At 57.4% G+C, this 20,602-nt stretch carries 17 protein-coding genes and 1 pseudogene; 16 read left to right on the top strand and 2 right to left on the bottom strand.

Going from position 1 to position 20,602, the window contains the following annotated elements; genetic code table 11:
* Nucleotides 1–254: 254 nt before the first annotated feature.
* Nucleotides 255–494, bottom strand: a complete 240-nt coding sequence (locus AVCA_RS25715; protein ID WP_072432493.1) for a hypothetical protein — start codon at nucleotides 492–494, stop codon at nucleotides 255–257.
* Between AVCA_RS25715 and rpmH the strand changes: the two genes are divergently transcribed.
* The 16 genes and pseudogenes from rpmH to AVCA_RS23880 all read left to right on the top strand — a co-directional run bounded on the left by rpmH (nucleotide 493) and on the right by AVCA_RS23880 (nucleotide 19,294).
* A complete protein-coding gene (gene rpmH / locus AVCA_RS23950; protein ID WP_003458028.1) occupies nucleotides 493–627 on the top strand; it encodes a 50S ribosomal protein L34 in 135 nt (44 codons plus the stop codon). The two genes, AVCA_RS25715 and rpmH, sit on opposite strands and share 2 nt — an antisense overlap.
* A 14-nt stretch (nucleotides 628–641) precedes the next feature.
* The gene (gene rnpA, locus AVCA_RS23945) at nucleotides 642–1,034 is read left to right on the top strand and encodes a ribonuclease P protein component (RefSeq protein WP_012703670.1); all 393 of its coding nucleotides are present in this window, start codon (nucleotides 642–644) and stop codon (nucleotides 1,032–1,034) included.
* Nucleotides 1,027–1,272, top strand: a complete 246-nt coding sequence (gene yidD, locus AVCA_RS23940; protein ID WP_012703669.1) for a membrane protein insertion efficiency factor YidD — start codon at nucleotides 1,027–1,029, stop codon at nucleotides 1,270–1,272. Before rnpA ends, yidD begins: the two co-directional genes overlap by 8 nt.
* Before the next feature lie 2 nt (nucleotides 1,273–1,274).
* On the top strand, nucleotides 1,275–2,948 hold the full coding sequence (gene yidC / locus AVCA_RS23935) for a membrane protein insertase YidC (RefSeq protein ID WP_012703668.1): 1,674 nt from the start codon (nucleotides 1,275–1,277) through the stop codon (nucleotides 2,946–2,948).
* A gap of 66 nt (nucleotides 2,949–3,014) precedes the next feature.
* Entirely contained in the window at nucleotides 3,015–4,382 is a 1,368-nt protein-coding gene (gene mnmE / locus AVCA_RS23930; RefSeq protein WP_012703667.1) for a tRNA uridine-5-carboxymethylaminomethyl(34) synthesis GTPase MnmE, read from the top strand.
* A 184-nt stretch (nucleotides 4,383–4,566) separates the two neighbouring features.
* Nucleotides 4,567–5,061, top strand: a pseudogene (locus AVCA_RS27325) (tyrosine-type recombinase/integrase); the annotation flags it as partial.
* Between the two features lie 196 nt (nucleotides 5,062–5,257).
* On the top strand, nucleotides 5,258–5,749 hold the full coding sequence (locus tag AVCA_RS26990; protein WP_309299840.1) for a tyrosine-type recombinase/integrase: 492 nt from the start codon (nucleotides 5,258–5,260) through the stop codon (nucleotides 5,747–5,749).
* Nucleotides 5,750–5,915: 166 nt separating this feature from the next.
* A complete protein-coding gene (locus AVCA_RS23920) occupies nucleotides 5,916–6,233 on the top strand; it encodes an HVO_A0114 family putative DNA-binding protein (protein ID WP_012703666.1) in 318 nt (105 codons plus the stop codon).
* Between the two features lie 26 nt (nucleotides 6,234–6,259).
* The gene (locus AVCA_RS23915) at nucleotides 6,260–7,252 is read left to right on the top strand and encodes a restriction endonuclease (protein ID WP_041807480.1); all 993 of its coding nucleotides are present in this window, start codon (nucleotides 6,260–6,262) and stop codon (nucleotides 7,250–7,252) included.
* A 19-nt stretch (nucleotides 7,253–7,271) separates the two neighbouring features.
* On the top strand, nucleotides 7,272–10,172 hold the full coding sequence (locus AVCA_RS23910; protein ID WP_081434913.1) for an SNF2-related protein: 2,901 nt from the start codon (nucleotides 7,272–7,274) through the stop codon (nucleotides 10,170–10,172).
* Nucleotides 10,169–10,756: a hypothetical protein gene (locus AVCA_RS26575; RefSeq protein WP_041807479.1), complete on the top strand. Its 588-nt coding sequence runs from the start codon at nucleotides 10,169–10,171 to the stop codon at nucleotides 10,754–10,756. The genes AVCA_RS23910 and AVCA_RS26575 overlap by 4 nt, the downstream gene beginning before the upstream one ends.
* Complete coding sequence (locus AVCA_RS23900) at nucleotides 10,746–11,699, top strand: DUF4868 domain-containing protein (RefSeq protein ID WP_012703662.1); 954 nt, start codon at nucleotides 10,746–10,748, stop codon at nucleotides 11,697–11,699. Before AVCA_RS26575 ends, AVCA_RS23900 begins: the two co-directional genes overlap by 11 nt.
* Before the next feature lie 61 nt (nucleotides 11,700–11,760).
* Complete coding sequence (locus tag AVCA_RS23895) at nucleotides 11,761–13,758, top strand: Shedu immune nuclease family protein (protein WP_012703661.1); 1,998 nt, start codon at nucleotides 11,761–11,763, stop codon at nucleotides 13,756–13,758.
* Between the two features lie 12 nt (nucleotides 13,759–13,770).
* The gene (locus AVCA_RS23890) at nucleotides 13,771–15,453 is read left to right on the top strand and encodes a site-specific DNA-methyltransferase (RefSeq protein ID WP_012703660.1); all 1,683 of its coding nucleotides are present in this window, start codon (nucleotides 13,771–13,773) and stop codon (nucleotides 15,451–15,453) included.
* A complete protein-coding gene (locus AVCA_RS23885; RefSeq protein WP_012703659.1) occupies nucleotides 15,453–16,526 on the top strand; it encodes a virulence RhuM family protein in 1,074 nt (357 codons plus the stop codon). Before AVCA_RS23890 ends, AVCA_RS23885 begins: the two co-directional genes overlap by 1 nt.
* Nucleotides 16,523–19,294, top strand: coding sequence for a DEAD/DEAH box helicase (locus AVCA_RS23880; protein ID WP_012703658.1), 2,772 nt, complete (start codon nucleotides 16,523–16,525; stop codon nucleotides 19,292–19,294). The genes AVCA_RS23885 and AVCA_RS23880 overlap by 4 nt, the downstream gene beginning before the upstream one ends.
* A gap of 16 nt (nucleotides 19,295–19,310) precedes the next feature.
* On the opposite strand, the gene AVCA_RS23875 is transcribed toward AVCA_RS23880, so the two are convergent.
* Nucleotides 19,311–20,174 (bottom strand): phage integrase N-terminal domain-containing protein, encoded by an 864-nt coding sequence (locus tag AVCA_RS23875; protein ID WP_012703657.1) that lies wholly within the window; start codon nucleotides 20,172–20,174, stop codon nucleotides 19,311–19,313.
* Between the last annotated feature and the right edge of the window lie 428 nt (nucleotides 20,175–20,602).

Here is a 20,602-nt window from a genome sequence, read left to right as displayed (position 1 = left end):
GCCGCGGCCGACGAGATCGGAAACGACCTCCGCATCTGCCAAGGTGGCCTGTTGATAAAAATGCACGAGCTCCGTGTACAAGCTGACGGAAGGATCAGTGGATAAATCACTTGTGAATAAATCATCCTTTCATACCCAGCTTATCCGCCAGCTCCGCACAGGCGAGCCACTTCCGATTGACAGGCTTGTCCTTCCCCGAAATATGGATGCCACTTGGCTCCACATGAGTTTTCCACAGGCATGTCGTCGACTAATCAATACAAGAAAAACCATCTTTTCAAAAATTCTTCATTTCGATTTATCTGTGGATGTTTTTTCCACAGCACTCGGACCCAGCCGAAAGCCGGACAAGGATCCTCCTGCGCTCCCGACACTCCTCTCGGCCATGCGGCTGGTTGGAAATTGACCTGTCCGACGGCTTTCTCTAGAATCGCCGGTCTCTTTAAAACGGGGGCCACTTCCGGCCCGTTAGTGACCACCAGGTAGAGCATCATGAAACGCACCTTCCAACCCAGCACCCTCAAGCGCGCTCGTACCCACGGTTTCCGCGCCCGCATGGCCACCAAGAACGGCCGCCAAGTCCTGTCGCGTCGTCGCGCCAAGGGCCGCAAGCGCCTGACCGTCTGATTCAGCCGGAACGGATGGTGAGTCGAGACTTCGGTCGGGAAAAGCGCCTGCTGATCCCCCGCCAGTTCAAGGCCGTCTTCGACTCCCCGACCGCCAAGGTTCCGGGCAAGCACGTCCTGCTCCTCGCGCGTCCCAATGCTCTGGACCATCCCCGCCTGGGGCTGGTGATCGGCAAGAAGAGCGTCAAGCTCTCCGTCGGGCGCAACCGACTGAAACGCCTGATACGCGAATCCTTCCGCCTGAACCAGGACAGCCTGGCCGGCTGGGATATCGTAGTGGTCGCACGCAAGGGTCTCGGAGAGCTGGAAAACACCGAAGTGACACAACAGTTCGGCAAGCTCTGGAAACGACTCGCCCGCAGCCGGCCGCAGACCGCTGTCGAGGCGGCTGGAAGCTCCCATGCGTAAACTGGCCCTCGCCGCGATCCAGTTCTACCGCTATGCGATCAGCCCGCTGATGGCCAACCATTGCCGTTTCCATCCCAGTTGTTCCTGCTATGCGCACGAAGCCATCTCCACCCATGGCCTGCTGCGAGGCGGCTGGCTGAGCCTGCGTCGTCTCGGGCGTTGCCATCCCTGGAATCCGGGTGGCTACGACCCCGTTCCCCCGATCAAAACCTCCCGATCCTCTTCGATGGCCGAGTAATCATGGATATCAAACGCTCGATCCTGCTCGTCGCCCTGGCAGTCGTGTCCTATCTGCTGGTTTTGCAGTGGAACCAGGATTATGGCCAGGCAGCATTACCGCCCCAGAACGCCGTCGCTCAAAGCGCTTCGCCGGCTCTTCCGGAGACCGTACCCGGCGACTCCTCGACCAGTGCGGACGTTCCCACCGCCGGCAGCGGGAACCAGGTGCCAGATAGCGCGGCGAGCACCGCCGGCAGCGATCTGATCCAGGTCCGCACCGATGTACTGGAAGTGGCCATCGACCCGCGTGGCGGCGACATCGTGCAGCTCAAGCTGCCCAAGTTCCCGCGTCGCCAGGATCATCCGGAGATTCCCTTCCAACTGTTCGACAACGGCAGCGAGCGCCTGTATCTGGCGCAGAGCGGCCTGACCGGCACCAATGGTCCGGATGCACGCGCCGACGGGCGCCCGCTGTACGTCAGCGAGCAGCGCAGCTACCAACTGGCCGACGGGCAGGACAGCCTGGTGGTCGACCTGAAGTTCAGCGACGGCGGCGTCGATTATGTCAAGCGCTTCACCTTCAAGCGCGGCGCCTACGACCTCGAAGTTCGCCACCAGATCGCCAACCACAGCGAGCAGCCCTGGAGCGGCAACCTGTTCGCCCAGCTCAAGCGCGACGCCAGCGCCGACCCGTCCTCGACCACCGCGACCGGCACCGCCACCTACCTGGGAGCCGCGCTGTGGACCAGCGAAGAGCCGTACAGGAAGGTGTCCATGGGCGACATGGACGACAAGAACCTGCGCGAAACCGTGCAGGGTGGCTGGGTCGCCTGGCTGCAGCACTATTTCGTGACCGCCTGGGTACCGAACAAGGACGACACCAACCTGGTCGCCACCCGCAAGGATAGCCAGGGCAACTACATCATCGGCTTCACCGGCTCGACGCTGAACATTCCGGCTGGCGCCACTGGCGAAACCGTCACCCGTCTGTATGCGGGTCCCAAGGACCAGAATCAGCTGGAAGCCCTCTCGCCCGGCCTGGAGCTGACCGTCGACTACGGCTTCCTGTGGTTCATCGCCCAGCCGATCTTCTGGCTGCTGGAACTCATCCATGCGCTGCTGGGCAACTGGGGCTGGTCGATCATCGTGCTGACCGTCATCATCAAGCTGGCCTTCTTCCCGCTCTCGGCGGCCAGCTACCGCTCGATGGGCCGCATGCGCGCGGTCGCGCCCAAGCTGCAGGCGCTGAAGGAGCAGCACGGCGAGGACCGCCAGAAGCTGTCCCAGGCGATGATGGAGCTGTACAAGAAAGAGAAGATCAACCCGCTCGGCGGCTGTCTGCCGATCCTGGTGCAGATGCCGGTGTTCCTCGCCCTCTACTGGGTGCTGCTGGAAAGCGTGGAAATGCGCCAGGCGCCCTGGCTGGGCTGGATCACCGACCTGTCGGTCAAGGATCCGTACTTCATCCTGCCGATCATCATGGGCGCGACCATGTTCTTCCAGCAGACGCTCAACCCGACGCCGCCGGACCCCATGCAGGCCAGGGTGATGAAGCTGATGCCGATCATCTTCACCTTCTTCTTCCTCTGGTTCCCGGCCGGTCTGGTGCTGTACTGGGTGGTCAACAACGTCCTCTCCATCGGCCAGCAGTGGTACATTACCCGGCAGATCGAGAAGGCCGCGCAGCTGGCCTGATCCCCGCCACCGCCTGAAACCCGGACGCCCCTTCAGTGGGGCGTCTTGCTATCCGGAGTCCGCCCCATGCACAGCGCACGCGAAACCATCGCCGCCATCGCCACCGCCCAGGGGCGCGGCGGGGTCGGCATCGTGCGGGTCTCGGGTCCCCTGGCCGGGACGATCGCCACGGGCATCTGCGCGCGTCCGTTACGGCCGCGGCACGCCCACTACGGTGCCTTCCGCGACGGCACGGGCCAGGTCCTCGACGAAGGCATCGCATTGTTCTTCCCCGGCCCCCATTCCTTCACCGGCGAGGACGTGCTCGAACTGCAGGGGCATGGCGGCCCGCTGGTGCTCGATCTGCTGCTGCGCCGCTGCCTGGAACTGGGCGCGCGGATGGCCCGGCCAGGCGAATTCAGCGAGCAGGCCTTCCTCAACGACAAGCTGGACCTAGCCCAGGCCGAGGCGATCGCCGATCTGATCGAGGCCAGTTCGGCACAGGCGGCGCGCAATGCCCTGCGCTCGCTGCAGGGCGAGTTTTCCCGGCGCGTGAATGCGCTCGGCGAGCGGCTGATCGAGCTGCGCCTCTACGTCGAGGCCGCCATCGACTTTCCCGAGGAGGAAATCGACTTCCTCGCCGACGGTCGCGTGCTCGAACTGCTCGACGGTCTGCGCGCCGACTTGTCCACAGTGCTGCGCGAAGCGGGGCAGGGCGCGCTCCTGCGCGACGGCATGACGGTGGTCATCGCCGGCCGGCCGAACGCCGGCAAGTCCAGCCTGCTCAACGCCCTGGCCGGACGCGAGTCAGCGATCGTCACCGACATCGCCGGCACCACCCGGGATCTGTTGCGCGAACATATCCACATCGACGGCATGCCGCTGCATATCGTGGATACCGCCGGCCTGCGCGATACCGAGGATCGGGTCGAACGGATCGGCGTCGAACGCGCGCTCCAGGCCATCCGCGAAGCCGACCGGGTGCTGCTGGTGATCGACGCCAGCGCCCCGGAAGCGGCCGATCCCTTCGCCCTATGGCCGGAATTCCTCGACCTGCCTCCCGAACCGGGCAAGGTCACCCTGATCCGCAACAAGATCGACCTGACTGGCGAGCCGATCGTCCACGAACAGGGCAGCGACGGCCACGTCGTCATCGGCCTGTCGGCCCGCACCGGCGAAGGCCTGGATCTGCTGCGCAAGCACCTGAAAGCCTGCATGGGTTTCGAACAGACCATCGAGAGCAGCTTCAGCGCCCGCTGTCGCCACCTGGAAGCCCTGCGCCGGGCCGCCAACAGCCTCGAGCACGGACATGCCCAACTCATCGGCTGCGGGGCCGGCGAACTGCTCGCCGAAGACCTGCGCCAGGCCCAGCAGCATCTGGGGGAGATCACCGGGGCCTTCACTTCGGACGATCTGCTAGGGCGGATCTTTTCGAGTTTTTGCATCGGGAAGTGATTCAATGTCCAAGGACATCCAATGACGTCTTCAGGGTGACTTTAAGTTATTGTCAATAAAGGATTTTTTGTCCACTGACGAGTTCGGTGATACAGTCGAAGCCACTCACTGATATGTCCAAGTTTGCTCCCAAGTAGCGGGATTTTTGCTCTCCATCCCTCTACTTGGACATACGGAGGATGAGATGGCACTGACCGATACCGCGCTCAAGCCCAAGGACAAGACCTATACGGTTACCGATGACAGGGGGCTGTATGTGGAGGTCTTCCCGACCGGGGGCGTCGTCTGGCGCTACCGCTACCGGCTGAATGGCAAGTACGAGAAGCTCACGCTGGGCAAGTACCCGGCGCTGACGCTGAAGAACGCGCGCCTGAAGCGGGACGAGGCGGCCCACCAAGTGGCGATGGGGGAGTCGCCAGCAAAGAAGAAACAACAGGAGAAAGTGGCAGGCGCAGAAGACGCCACCGTGGCCGACTTCGCCGAACGCTTCTTCAAGGACATCCAGTCACGCGACCGCAAGAACGTGACCATGCCCCGTCGCTACCTGGAAAAAGACATCCTGCCGCACATCGGCAGCAAACCAGTTCGGGATATCACCGCGGAAGACGTGCGCACCGTCATCTGGCGCAAGAAAGAGCAAGGCTTCGATGCCGCCGCCGGCCAGGTGCGCGGCCTGCTCAAGCGCATGTTCGACTACGCGCTGACCTGCGGCCTGATCCAGGCCAACCCGGTCATGGCCCTGCCAATGCGGCACGTCTACCGCGCCGCTGCCCGCGACCGCGCGCTGACGCCGGACGAGATCCGGCAGTTCCTGCGCGCCATGCAGACCTCCAACATCCGCCGCCAGTCCAAGATCGCCTTTTCAGTTGATCCTGATGACCCTGGTGCGCAAGTCGGAGCTGATGCTGGCCCAGTGGAAGGATGTGCATGTGGAGGAAGGCGAATGGCACATCCCGGTCGAGAACTCCAAGACCGGCAAGCCCCATATCGTCTATCTATCCACCCAGGCGCAAACGTTGTTCAAGGAACTCCAGCCGCTGGCCAGCAGCAGCGTCTGGGTGCTGCCCGGTCGCGGCACCCTGGCCAAGCCCTTCGCCAACAATGCGCTGAACCAGGCACTGAAGGTGTCATTGCAGGGGCAGGAGATCCCCGCCTTCACCATCCATGACCTGCGGCGCACCGCATCGACGCTGCTGCACGAACAGGGCTGGTCTTCGGACGTGGTGGAGAAGGCACTGAACCACACCATCGGCGGCGTGCGCGGCGTCTACAACCGGGCCGAGTACGCCGAGCAGCAGCGGGAGATGCTGCAGGCGTGGTCGGACTACATCGACGGATTGGCGCCGTCGGCAAATCTGGTGGTGTAAGTCCGTCCGAGGCGCTGGTGGCCTTTTCCCTTTTTGGGTAGGGCCGTTGCCCCTTGATTACCATTCCCTTGTCTCTGCCTTTTCCTTTGTGGCAGGCATTTGTGATCGACGATGATTATCAGGCACTGATACAATCGTAAATCAACGTGTCATTGGATTCGCGATCATGAAGCGCTGCATTGTAGGTATCCGACAGCCAGAAGGTTCGCCGCCGCAGGGAAGCGAAACTCCCAGCATTTGGTTTCCGTCTCTGGCATCACTGGCAGCGGTGCTGTCGGACGACAACCGCCGTCTGCTGCGCTTGATTCATGACAAACAACCCAAGTCCCTGACCGAACTGGCCGAACTCAGTGGCCGTAAGGTGCCGAACCTGTCGCGCACCCTGAAGATGATGGCCGATTACGGTTTGGTGTCGCTGCAGCGCAATGTTCGGGATGTTCAGCCGACAGCGCTGGCGACTGAGTTTCTGGTGGTGCTGGATTGATGGCTACGAATAAGAGAGGGAATGCAATGGCACGGATGTGGATGGTGCGAGGCGAAGGCGGAAGCTTGTATGACGCCTTTCGAGAACGCGGCGTAGCTGCCGTGGGCTGGAATCAATTGGCAGCCCATGCCAAACCCGGTGTCGGACGCAAGCAGCTAATCGCCCTGTACCAGTCTGCCGAGCCACAGGCAAAGCAAGGCACAGTGGTATCGGGTGCATCCCAGGTCTGGCGTTTCGTTAACGACATCCAGGATGGCGACTGGGTCATCACCTATTCGCCAGCCAATCGCCTGTACTCGATCGGCAAGGTCACGGGAACAGCCGAACACCACCCTGAGTGGGCCGAACAAGGCATGCCACTGGCGCGCAAGGTGCAGTGGCAAACGCAGGAATTGCCACGCGACAGCTTGGGCACCAGCACAAAGAACAGCCTAGGTTCGACCCTGACCCTGTTCGAGGTGCCGTCCAGCGCGGCAGCCGAAGTGCTGGCGGCGCTGAAGGGTAAACCAGCTCCAGCCGTGGAAGATGAAGCCGAGGAAGTCATCGCCGATCCACTGGCTGACATCGAGTCCCAGGCGCTGGAACGCATCAAGGATCGGGTCAATGAACTCGACTGGGACGACATGCAGCAACTGGTCGCCGGCATCCTGCGCGCCATGAGCTACAAGACCCAAGTTTCACCACCTGGCTCAGACCGGGGCAAGGACATCGTCGCATCGCCCGACGGCTTTGGCTTCGAACACCCGCGCATCGTCGTGGAGGTCAAGCACCGCAAAGGGCAGATGGGCAGTCAGGAAATCCGCAGCTTCCTCGGCGGCCGTCACAAGGATGATCGCGGGCTGTATGTCAGTACTGGCGGCTTCACCAAGGATGCCCAGTACGAAGCAGATCGAGCATCCATCCCGCTAGCCATGTGGACGCTGGATCATGTGGTGCGCGCGCTGATCGAGCACTACGACGCCACTGATGCCGAAACCAAACGAATCGTGCCGCTCAAGCGGCTGTACTGGCCTGCCTGATGCCCGCGGAGACATTCACTTGGAACATTTCCTGACCCCTCATCAAAGTCAGTATTTTGCCTGGCAACTGACCCGACAGGCAGCCAGTGACAGCGTGGAATCTCTAGCCAGCGCGCTGGTGGACTCCCAGGTGGATTTGAATCCGCACCAGGTCGAAGCCGCACTCTTTGCCTGTCGCAACCCGCTATCGCGTGGCGTGATCCTGGCAGACGAAGTGGGGCTGGGCAAAACCATCGAAGCCGGGCTGGTCATTTCCCAGCATTGGGCGGAGCGGCGTCGCGAGATGCTCATCATTGTGCCGGCCAACCTGCGCAAGCAATGGCACCAGGAACTGCAGGACAAGTTCAATCTTCAGGGGTTGATCCTCGAAGCAAAAAACTACAACGCCATGCGCAAGGAAGGCGTCACGCAGCCCTTCCTGCATGCACACGGGCCGGTCATCTGTTCCTACCAGTTCGCCAAGGCCAAGGCCGATGACCTCAGGCGCATTCATTGGGATCTGGTGGTCATGGATGAAGCCCACCGTCTGCGCAATGTCTACAAGAACGGCAGCGTCATTGCCCGGACGATCCGCGATGCGCTGGAGCACGTCGATGCCAAAGTCATGCTGACGGCAACACCGCTGCAAAACACCCTGCTGGAGCTTTACGGCTTGGTGAGCATGATCGACGAGCGTGTGTTTGGCGATCTCGACAGCTTTCGGACCCAATTCTCTGGCGTCAGAACCGAACAGTCCAACCGGGCACTGCGAGAGCGTTTGGCACCACTTTGCAAACGCACGCTGCATCGGCAAGTTCAGCAATACGTGCCGTATACCGCACGTATCGCAATCGTCGAAGAATTCACCCCAAGCCAGGAAGAGCAGCAACTTTCCGCATTGGTGGCCGATTACCTGCGTCGCCCGAATCTCAAGGCACTGCCTGAAGGCCAGCGTCAACTGATCTCGTTGGTGCTATGGAAGCTACTGGCCTCGTCCAGCCACGCCATTGCCGGGGCGCTGGAGACTATGGCCAATCGCCTTCAAGGACAACTGGATGAGTTGCCTGATGTCCCTGACCTGACAGAGTCGCTGGATGACGATTACGAGGGTCTGGACGAGACCGCTGACGAGTGGAATGACAGCGTCACCAGCGATTCCGATGCCAGCGCCAACGAACGAGCAGCTATTGCCGACGAAGCGGCCGAGCTCCGACGCTTCAAGGAATTGGCTACGGGCATTCGACAGAACGCCAAAGGGCAGGCGCTGCTGACAGCGTTGGACAAGGCTTTTGCCGAACTGGAGCGTTTAGGTGCGGGCAAGAAAGCCATTATCTTCACCGAGTCCAAGCGCACCCAGAATTACCTGCTTTCCCTGTTGGCTGAAACACCCTACGGCGACGGCATCGTGCTGTTCAACGGCACCAACAGCGATGCCAGAGCGCAGGCCATCTACAAAGACTGGCTGCAACGCCATGAAGGCAGCGATCGCATTACCGGCTCCAAAACCGCTGACACCCGCGCCGCGTTGGTTGAGCACTTCAAGGAGCGCGGCACCATCATGATCGCGACGGAGGCAGGCGCGGAAGGCATCAACCTCCAGTTCTGCTCTCTGGTTATCAATTACGATCTGCCGTGGAATCCCCAACGGATTGAGCAGCGCATCGGTCGCTGCCACCGTTACGGGCAAAAGCACGATGTGGTGGTGGTCAACTTCGTGGACCGCAGCAATGAGGCAGATGCCCGTGTCTATCAGTTGCTATCGCAGAAGTTCAAGCTGTTCGAAGGCGTATTCGGCGCCAGTGACGAAGTGCTGGGAGCCATCGGCTCCGGTGTGGATTTCGAGCGGCGGATCGCCGCCATCTACCAAAACTGCCGCGAACCCGAAGAAATTCGCAGCCGTTTCGAAGACCTCCAGCGCGAACTTGCCAGCGAGATCGACGAAGCGATGCTCAGAACACGGCAGCTTCTGCTGGAGAATTTCGACGAGGAAGTGCAGGAGAAACTGCGCATCCGCAGCCAGGACAGCCAGGCAGTGCTGAACAAGTACGAGCGCCTGCTGATGGACTTGAGCCGCACGGAGTTGCGGGATCATGCCCGCTTCGATACTGCCGAAGAGGTCAATGGTTTTGTCCTGCACAGCCTGCCCGATGGATTAGGTCTCGCCATTGGCAGCCGAGAACAGACAGTGATGGCGGGGCGCTATGAACTGCCCAGACGCAGCGGCGATGCGCATCTTTACCGGATGGGTCATCCCTTGGCGGAATGGGCGATTGAGCGCGCCAAGACGCGAGACCTACAAGCCCCCACACGATTGGCGTTCGACTATGCCGCCTACGGCAAAAGGCTCGTCAGCCTTGAAAAATGGCGCGGGCAGAGCGGCTGGTTGAGCGTGACCCTGCTGACAGTCGAAACCCTGAACGATCAGGAGCAGCACCTGGTTGTTTCCGCCTGCACCCAGATGGGGGAAGCGCTGCCAGAGGACGATCCAGAAAAATTACTGCGCCTGCCTGCGCAAGTCGAAGGCGATGCGCACCTGCAAGCGTGCGCTGAACTCGTCGCCGACGTCGAAAGCCGCAAAAACGTGCTGCTGCGTGAGATCAATCAACGCAACCTGGGCTACTTCGAGCAGGAGGTGCAGAAGCTCGATGCTTGGGCCGATGACCTGAAGCTCGGGCTGGAGCAGGAAATCAAGGCTATCGACGGCGAGATCAAGGAGGTGCGCCGCACTGCCGCCGCATCACCCACATTGGAAGAAAAGCTGGCACATCAGAAGCGCCAGCGAGAACTGGAAGCCAAGCGCAGCAAACTACGCAGGGAACTGTTCGCTAGGCAGGATGACATCGAGATGCAGCGCAATGCTTTGATCGAACAGCTTGAAGAGCAACTGGAACAGCGAGTTCAGGAACAGGTGCTGTTCAACGTGGAGTGGATATTGCGATGAGTGATCCCTCTTTGCGGCTACGCCCACTGGTTTCTCTGCTGCTGTTCTTGAGCGCATATTCACCGCTAATGCTCATCCTGGCAATCAAGGATATCGACCTTTCCAACCCATGGTTTTTCAGTACGCCTATCCACAGTGGCATCCTGCTTCTAACGGCGATTGGCAGCAGTGTGATCACACTCCGGGCCGTGAAAGAAATCGATGGCGGGCTGCCGGTTGTCATCACCAAGGCAGCCAACAAGTCCGGCGATATGTTTGGGTATACGATTCCCTACATGTTGTCCTTCATGCGCATTGATCTGGGAGATTGGCAGACACTTCTTAGTCTCGTGGTTTTCCTGAGCATTTTGTTCATCATGGCCTACCGGACGCAGACGGTGTTCATCAATCCTATCCTTGCAATAGCTGGCTATATGTTGATCGACTGCACATTTAAGCGTGGCGACAAAGAAACCCAGGCCATGGTGATCACTCGGGTGCCGATCAGCATAGGGGACTCATGTCAATTGGAACGTCTTTCACACTATCTTTACATCGCAGCACAACCGGAGCCTAAGCAGTCAGGGAGACAAGATGAGCACTAATAAAGCCAAAAAACAGCTAAAAGAGATCAAGTCTTTCGACTTCAGCAAGTGGCCGGTAACCTTTTGGTTGGTCAAAAGAAAGGTCATTCAGAAAGACGCAAATTACAGCGTACTTCGGGTCAATATCGACGCAAAACTGCAACGGCGCTTCCGTGGATATTTGAAGACACAGATGCAGAACAAGGAATTTCACGTCTCTGCATACGACTTCAACAATGCTGACGGTGATGACGCGCTGTTCACTATCGCGACAGATATTACCGACTTTGTGAAGGTCACGGAGGCGATCGACGATGGCTTCAATAACCAACACGCCAAGAACTACGAGGAACTGCTCAATTCTTGGGCGTACATCGCTCTGTTTGAGAAGGATGGAAAGCGACTCTTCGCTTGGCGGAAAATCAATGCTGATACGCAACCAAAGAAAGTAAAGTCGAAGAATGCTACGTTCTTCCAGGATCACAAACTGGTAGATCTCGAAGACAAAGAAATTTTCCTGATTGATCCCCGGTACGATTTCTTTGTCTATGAGGGCACTACCTTCATTGCCAACAAGCGGCAATTCGAAAGCTCCATGAACTTCCGAGAAGGCATGAAGGCCAACGGTGCTGAAGTACTGGCTGAATTTGAAAAGCTGAAGATATTTGACGATGTGAACATTATCAAGGAGTTCGTAGGCACGAATCTTCATCACCTCAGAAAGCTCTCATCCATTCGCAAGTCGGGGTACTACAAGCAACCCGACTATATGCAGAAGCTGATCAAGGTCAATACCAGCGAAAAGTGGGAACTCAAGATCGTCAAGGGCAAGATCGTTGTCGAGGAGAAAACCGTCGAGCTGCTGCTCAAGCTTTTGAACAATGACAGGCTGCGATCCCCCATCAATAACGAGTTGTTTGATTCTGCCGCGAAGGCACCGGTAGCCACAGGAGGCACTGCGTGACGCCCCATCATCTGTACAGGCTTCTAGCATGCGTCTTGTTTTCTGCGTAGAAAGCTGAATTATGCTGGCCAATATCAAGGGATTAGTAGATCGCCTGGAGCTATCCCAAGCCAAAGCGATGATGCCTCTGTTCGAGGCAATATCGAATTCCATTGACGCAATCGAAGAGCATGGAGACGGTTTCAGAAATCATTCGATTCGCATCCGGTTGCTAACGTCCAATGATCTTGCCCATCAAGCTGGGGATGGAACTTTGGTTGTGGACGGTTTCGATGTGGTTGATGATGGTGTTGGCTTCAACGATAAGAACTTGGCTTCATTTCAAGAGGCGCACACGCTTTCAAAGGTCAAGGTCGGCGGCCGAGGTGTAGGACGCTTCACTTTCCTTAAGGTTTTTTCGGCCGTACACATCCGTAGTGTCTTCAAATACGAAGACAAGACTTTACTTCGTGAATTCGACTTCAGCATCCAAGATGAACTGAAAGGTGCAGACACCACGTCTGAAGTCAAAGAGGCATGCGGCACACATACCTCTTTGCGGCGTATTAATGACAAGTTTCGAGTTGGTTGGCCTACTCGGCCCGAAATCATCGCTGAACGCATCATTGCGCATTTTTTGATCAGGTTTGCGGCTCGCTCCTGCCCGCCTATTACACTGGAATCGCCTAGTCATATGCCGATTGATTTGCACAAACTATTCCAGTCCACAGTATTGGCTCACATTGAAGAACAATTTTTCGATGTATCCGGCCATACATTTGCCCTGCAAGCCTATCGCCATCGTGATGGTCGTTCGCGCCACGAACTGAACCTATGCGCGAACGGGCGAGAAGTCACCACAACCAAACTGCGAGACCTGCTGCCGGAGCTTCCCGAGAAGTTTCTGGATGACGAACAATCGCCTTACACCCTCATCGTGCTTGTTACGGGAGAGTATCTAGACGCCCACGCTAACCAAGAGCGGACACGCATCGCCTTCCAAAGCGATGACGAACCCGAGTTAGAGCAGACGCTTGTTTCTCGTCGCGCTCTGAACCAGGGTATTGTCGGCGCATTGCGTCCCCTTCTTACAAATGACTTAAAGTCAACTAACGAGGAAAAGCGCGCTCAGATCGAGAAGTTTGTCGAGCAGGCACCCGAATACAGAGCACTCACTCATCCCCGCTACAGGGAGCTCCTCGAACAACGTATTCAGCCAGGTTTGTCCGCTGAAAAGCTGGATGAAGAAATGTTGCATGTCAAACGTGAAGTCGAGGACGGTGTGCGCAAGGACTTGCGTCATGCGGCTACCTACTTTGAAAATGAATCGTTCGAACAATATGCGGAGCGATTTCAAACGCTTGCCGAGCAGGCTAATGAGCTGGGAAAGGCGGAGCTTTCAAAGTACGTTACGCATCGTCGGACGATTCTTGATTTGGTATCGCTGAGCCTGAAAAAGCGGCGTTCTGATAATAAATACCCGTTGGAGAAGGTATTGCACAAGATGCTCTTTCCGATGGGCGTCACTTCCAAAGACATATTCTTTGAGCAGCAAAACCTTTGGATAATTGACGAACGGCTTTGCTACCACACGCTGCTCACATCAGACAAAAAATTAAAGTCTATCGAAGGTCTGGAAGATACTTCCAATAAGGAACCAGACATCTGTGCCTTTTTCTACGATACCCCCATCGGTATTCGGGAAGAAGATGACTCTACCGGTGCGATTGTCGTCATTGAGTTTAAACGCCCAGGCCGTGATGACTATCAAGCAGACCCCGCCCAACAGATTATCAAGCGCTTTGTCGAGATTCAGGAGAGCAAGCTGGACGATGTAGATGGCAGACCTATCAATGCGCGCGGTATTCGATTTTTTGGATATCTGATTGCAGATTTAACACCCTCTCTCAAAAGAGAAATGCGGATGAACTACCACGAATCCATTGATGGTGAGGGCTATTTCAAGACCCTCACAGGCGGCAATGGCTATATCGAAATAATTTCCTATGACAAGCTTATTAAAGATGCCGCACGCAGGAATCGTGTGCTTTTTGAGAAGCTTGGTCTGCACAAGAATTGAGGCGGCGTGACCATGAGTAAACAAAAACTCGAACTCACATGGGTTGGAAAGGATAAGCGGCCCAAGCTAGAGCCGCGCATCCTACTTGAAGATCCCGAAAAATCTTACCATGCCAAGCAGCGTGTTTCAGAGAACGACTTCTTTGATAATCAGCTGATTTTCGGAGATAACCTGCTGGCGTTGAAGGCGCTGGAGCAGGAGTTTTCTGGAAAGGTAAAGTGCGTTTTTATTGACCCGCCTTACAACACTGGGAGTGCCTTCACGCATTATGACGACGGGTTGGAGCACTCCATCTGGCTGGGACTAATGCGGGATCGACTGGAGATCATCAAGCGGCTATTGTCGGACGATGGTTCATTATGGATCACCATTGACGATAATGAATGTCATTATCTCAAGGTGCTATGCGACGAAGTATTTGGAAGAAATAACTTTGTTAGTAATTTGATTTGGGAGAAAGCGGATTCACCTAGGAATTCTGCCCGTCAATTTTCGACCGATCATGACCATATTTTAATTTTTTCCAAGAACCCTGATTGGATTCCTAAAAAACTTCAACGCACGGAACAAGCCAACTCCATATATTCGAACCCAGATAACGATCCACGTGGCCCTTGGCTTCCCGGCGACCCCTACGCAAACAAGCCGTACTCCAAAGGCCAATACACAGTTACTGGGCCTACAGGGAGGGATTTCTCACCACCTCCTGGAAGATATTGGCGTATTTCAGAGGAAAAACTTCAAGAGTTAAACACCGATGGCAGAATTTGGTGGGGGCCAAATGGATCTGCTCGACCAAGCATTAAACGATATCTTTCTGAGGTAGGGGATCTTGTCCCAAGAACCTTATGGTCCAAAGAGGATGTTGGAAGCAACCGTACATCCAAGAATGAAATGCGGCTCCTTTTTCCAGGAGATAGCTCCTTCGATACGCCCAAACCTGAGCGCCTCATAGAGCGAGTATTGAATATTGCCACCAGTCCCGGCGACCTAGTCCTTGACTCATTCGCCGGTTCCGGCACCACCGGCGCAGTTGCCCACAAAATGGGCCGCCGCTGGATCATGGTCGAACTCGGCGAGCACTGCCATACCCACATTATTCCACGTCTGAAAAAGGTCATCGACGGCGAAGACCCGGGCGGCATCACCAAGGCAGTGGACTGGCAAGGTGGCGGTGGCTTCCGCTACTACCGTCTCGCCCCTAGCCTGATCGTGGAGGATCGCTGGGGCAATCCGGTCATCAACCCGGAATATAACGCCGCTCAATTGGCCGAGGCATTGTGCAAGTTGGAAGGTTTTGCCTATGCGCCATCGGAAACCCGCTGGTGGCAGCAGGGACATTCCAGTGAACGGGACTTTCTCTACATCACCACGAAAAACCTGTCTGCCGCCCAGTTGCAGGCTTTGTCGGATGAAGTGGGCACCGAACAAAGCCTGCTGGTGTGCTGCTCGGCCTTCCACGGTATCAGCGCAGCAGCGGCCGCTGCGCGCTGGCCGAACCTGACGTTGAAAAAGATTCCGAAGATGGTACTGGCCCGTTGCGAATGGGGCCATGACGACTACAGCCTGAATGTGGCGAACCTGCCGCTGGCCGAGTCGTCGCCGCCAGCACCTGCTGCGAAGGCAGCCAAGTCCGGCAGAAAGTCCAGCGATAGTCGGACGACGGACATGTTTGGCGATGGAGGGGACGCCTGATGACGAAGAAGAAACAGGCAGGTCCCCTCGCTCGTTCCTCGGCTGCGGAGTATCTAACTTACATCGCTGCCACAGGCGACCAACCGCAGTCCGTGGAAATGCGCTATGAAGATGAAAACATCTGGCTGACGCAGAAGATGATGGCAGCGCTTTACGATGTCACTGTGCCTGCCATCAATCAGCATCTGAAGCGCGTGTTCGATGATGGTGAGTTGCTGCCGGAGGCAGTTATTAAGGATTACTTAATAACTGCTAGCGATGGAAAGAACTACCGCGCCAAGCATTACAACCTCCAGGCCATCATCGCTGTTGGCTTCAAGATCAACAACGAGCGTGCTGTGCAGTTCCGCAAGTGGGCGGGGCAAATCGTCAAGGACTACACCATCCAGGGCTGGGCCATGGACGTGGATCGCCTGAAGAAAGGGCATATGTTCACGGATGAGTATTTCGATCGTCAGTTGGAATACATCCGTGAAATTCGCCTGTCGGAACGCAAGTTCTACCAGAAGATCACGGATCTGTACGCGACTGCCTTCGATTACGATAGGGATGCACAGACCACGCGGGCATTTTTCGCGCTGGTACAGAACAAGCTGCACTGGGCAGTGCATCGTCACACTGCCGCAGAACTGATCGTGGCACGTGCCGATGCAGACAAGACAAATATGGGGCTGACGCACTGGGAAGCCGCACCTCATGGAAAGATCGTCAAGTCGGATGTTTCGGTGGCCAAGAACTACCTGAATACACAGGAGCTGGATTATCTGGAACGGATCGTTTCGATCTATCTGGAATTTGCGGAGCTGCAAGCGATTCGAAAAATCCCTATGTCCATGCAGGACTGGGCCAGACGACTGGATGGTTTCCTGGAATTCAACGGCAACGAGATATTGACCGGGCCGGGAAAGATTTCGCATGAACAGGCGAAATTACACGCCGAAAGCGAATTCGAGAAATACCGCATCGTGCAGGACAGGCTGTTCGAGAGCGATTTCGACCGGATGTTGAAGCAGCTTGAGGTTGATCACCCTAGCCAGGGCAGCGACCAGAACAAGAATGAGGGGAAAGCATGAGTTCACGTGTTAAGAATCACGTCACTGGCCGCCTGTCGCTGCGGCCGCCGCAAGCCGAATCCCTGGCACGGCTGGTACGCGCGCTGGAAAGCGCGCCGGAAATGCTGGGCAAGGATAGGGACGTTGCCTCGATTCTGGCGACCCTGAAAGCCGAATTTCCGATGCTGGAGGACTTCGAGCGGGACTTCCCTTCGCTGTGCTTCGCCTTGGCTACCGGAGTCGGCAAGACGCGCTTGATGGGGGCTTTTGTCGCCTACCTGCATCTGGCACACGGCATCAATAATTTCTTCGTGCTGGCGCCGAATCTCACCATCTATAACAAGTTGATTGCCGATTTCACGCCGAACACGCCCAAGTACGTGTTCAAGGGCATCGGGGAGTTCGCCATCAACGCGCCCAGGGTCATCACCGGCGACAACTACGACCAGCAAAACGTCGCGGGTGGCGAGTTGTTCGGCGAGGTGCGGATCAACATCTTCAATATCTCCAAGATCAATTCCGAGGTGCGCGGCGGCAAGGAGCCACGCATCAAGCGCATGCGCGAGGTGCTGGGCGAAAGCTACTTCAACCACCTGGCCAACCTGCCGGACCTGGTGTTGTTGATGGACGAATCACACCGCTATCGTGCCCAGGCCGGTATGCGGGCGATCAACGAATTGCACCCGCTGTTCGGATTGGAGGTGACGGCCACGCCCTTTGTGGAATCCGCCAAGGCCCCCATACCTTTCAAGAATGTGGTGATGGACTATCCCTTGGCGCGCGCCATGGAAGATGGCTTCGTCAAAGAACCGGCCGTCGTCACCCAACGCAACTTCAAGGCCAGCAACCACGCTTCGGAAGAAATCGAGAAGATCAAGCTGGAGGACGGCGTTCGCCTGCACGAAGCCACCAAGGTCGAGCTATTGACCTATGCCCGCGAGAACGGCGTCAAGGTTGTCAAACCCTTCATCCTGGTGATCGCGCGCGATACGACGCATGCCGGGCAGTTGAAGGCATTGATCGAGTCCTCAGCATTCTTTGAAGCGCGCTACCAGGGCAAGGTCATTCAGGTGGACTCCAGCCGCACCGGAGCCGAGGAAGAGAAGATGATCGAGGCGTTGTTGAATGTGGAGAATCCGGAAGAACCCACCGAGATCGTTATCCACGTCAACATGCTCAAGGAAGGCTGGGACGTCACCAACCTCTACACCATCGTGCCGCTACGTGCCGCCAATGCACGCACGTTGATCGAGCAATCCATCGGGCGTGGCCTGCGCCTGCCTTATGGCAAGCGTACGGGCGTGGCTGCGGTGGATCGCCTCAACATCGTGGCGCACGACAAGTTCCAGGAGATCATCGACGAGGCCAACCGTGGCGATTCGCCGATCCGTCTCAAGCAAGTGATCCTGGAAGCGCCCAGTAGCGAGGACAAAAAGGTCAGCGTTCAAGTGCTGCCCAATCTGCTGACCCAACTTGGTCTGCACGACGAGCATGCGCCACATGTCCCGCCTGCGTTGGCAACGGTGGATGCCGGTACTGAGGTTGGTGGCGAACAAGTCAACGCACAAACTCAGCCAGTCTTTTCGACCGAAGCAGAATTCAAGGCGGCCCATGTCGTACGGGAAGTCCTTGCCACCTATGAGGTGAAACGTGACTTGGCACCGACCAGTGCGGCATTGCTGAAGCCGGAAATCCAGCAAGAGATTCTGGCAGAAGTGGAAAAGCGCCTGAACCCCCAACAGGGGCAATTGCTGCAAGGCGCCGACGACCAGGTGCCAGCGCTGGATCTGTCCGCCGTCGTGGCCAAGACCACTGAAATTCTGGTTCAGCAGACCATCGACATTCCGCGTATCGCCGTTGTGCCTACCGGCGAAGTCACCACAGGCTTTCATCCGTTCCGCCTGGGGGCCTTGCCCAACTTCCAGCCAGGGCAGCGCGAGATCGTCGGCCAGACATTGCGTACCAGCGAACAATTCACCCTGAACCGTGAAAGTGGCCTGCGGGAAAACCGCTTTGAAGATTACATCGTCAAGAAGCTGATCGACTTCGACGACATCGACTACTTCACGCAGGCCGACTTGCTCTACGACCTCGCCGGACAGGCTGCCGAGCATTACCAGCAGCAGAACTATGCGGACAGTGAACTGCACGAGATTTTCGATACCTACGGCAAGGAGCTCGCCCGCCTGATTCGTGCCCAGATGATGGAGCACTTCTGGGAAAAAGCCGCGGGCTATGAGGTTCAGGTCAGCAGAGGCTTCACCGAGCTGAAACCATGTAACTACACCGCTACGGAGGGGCAGACGGCCCATAACCTGAGGGAAACCGTTACGGAAACCAGCCGTATCAAACAGATGCTGTTCGGTGGGTTCACCCGTTGCCTGTACCCCTTGCAGAAGTTCGACTCGGACACCGAACGGCGTTTTGCCTTGCTGCTGGAACGTGACGCCCTCAAATGGTTCAAGCCTGCCAAGGGCCAGTTCCAGATCTACTACAAGCTGGGCAGCGAACAGCCGGAATACATCCCCGACTTCGTGGCCGAGTTGGATGGAATGATCCTGATGGTCGAAACCAAAGCGCGTGTCGATCTGGCTTCCGCTGAAGTCCAGGCCAAGAGCGCTGCCGCCTCTCGATGGTGTCGGCACGCCAGTGAACATGCGGCTGAAGTCGGCGGTAAGTCCTGGCGCTACCTCGTGGTTCCCCATGATGAAGTCACTGAAGACAAACGCCTGTCCGACTACCTGCGGTTTGAAGTCAAGGACACTGCGGAAGGAGGCAGCCCAGCCTGAACTCAAGCGTCGGACGTCATCGCCCCAGGTAGATTGCGGTGATCGACGTCCGTTCGTGCCCAAGTTCCCGGCTGATCCCTTGTCGTGCTTGCAGGTCTTGCAACTGCTGATTGGCGGACAGCATTTCCTGCTGTTGCCCGCCAGCAGCCGGCGCCTTCCATCCCGTCAATACCTCATACCGCATCTGCGCATACCGATGCCTCAGCCCATGCATATTGCTCAACCCCGCCGCCTTGCACTGCCCGTCGTAGACATGCCGCTGCTGGATGTAAGTCTTGTGCGATGGAATCAGAGATCCCAGGCCTGCCAGGCGATGAACATCATCCAGCACCGCACGCTGTTCCGGCATCGTGATTGGCACCGTCCGATCACGTCCACCCTTGGCCCACGAACCCTTGATGGCGATATGGTCGCCACGGTCAGCATAGCGGGGCTGGAACTTGATGGACTCTTCCCGCCGCAAGCCGAAGGCAGCCTGCAAACGCAGACTCATGCGGACATGAGGGTCAGTGATGCGGTCCAACCTGTCGCGCAATTCTCTAGCCTTGCTTTCATTGGTCACATAGCGCCGCTCTGGAATGCCCAGTTTGGTGTTATCCGCCGGCAAGATGCCTGCCTTGCCAACTTTCTCGGCCCACCAGCGCAGATGCGCCATACGGTTCTTCAACGTACCGGCCGACAGTCCTTCGGCTTGCCAGCGTTGCAGCAAGGCATCGACATGCTTGCCCTTCAACGAGGTGGCGAGCATTTGGCGGAAGCCTGCCTCGCGCAGTTGGCGTGCGGCCATGCTCAGCGAGCGCTGCAGGTCGGCCTGAGTGGCATGGCTGCCGTCGCGGTTGCGCAGGCGGAGTTGTCGCAGGGTATAGGTCAGGTCGTCCATCGAAGCGTCCCTCCATCGGTTGTCGGTTATTGGGGCTGAGATACAGGGGTCAGTGTTTGTGCCAACTCGCCAAGGCGAGATCCCCGAAGGGCAAGGGCAAGGTGCTCAGTTCACCTGTGGCCTCAAATGAGGCATCCGCCGTGCTTCCTGTAGGAAGACCAGGTGGAGGAATTGCATGGGACGACAACGCGATGTGCTGGGATGGATGCCTCCTGTGGAGTGATGGAAAAGATGTGGGCATGTCGTGCCAAGTCAGGCGACCCGCAACGACAGCCTTGGACGGCAAAGCGCCAAATGGCGCCTGGCGGCAAAGATGGCGGGATGACCCACGCCGAAGATGAGAAAGGCTCTGCCCATGGGTAGGGCTGCACACCGAACGAGCCTGGGGTGTGCCTGGGATGGTTCCGTCCGGCGAACCGGATCAGCGC

The sequence above is a fragment of the Azotobacter vinelandii CA genome, from assembly GCF_000380335.1.
GTDB lineage: Bacteria > Pseudomonadota > Gammaproteobacteria > Pseudomonadales > Pseudomonadaceae > Azotobacter > Azotobacter vinelandii.
The sequence above is the reverse complement of the archived record's forward strand: the minus strand, read 5'-3'. Positions and strand labels throughout refer to the sequence as shown.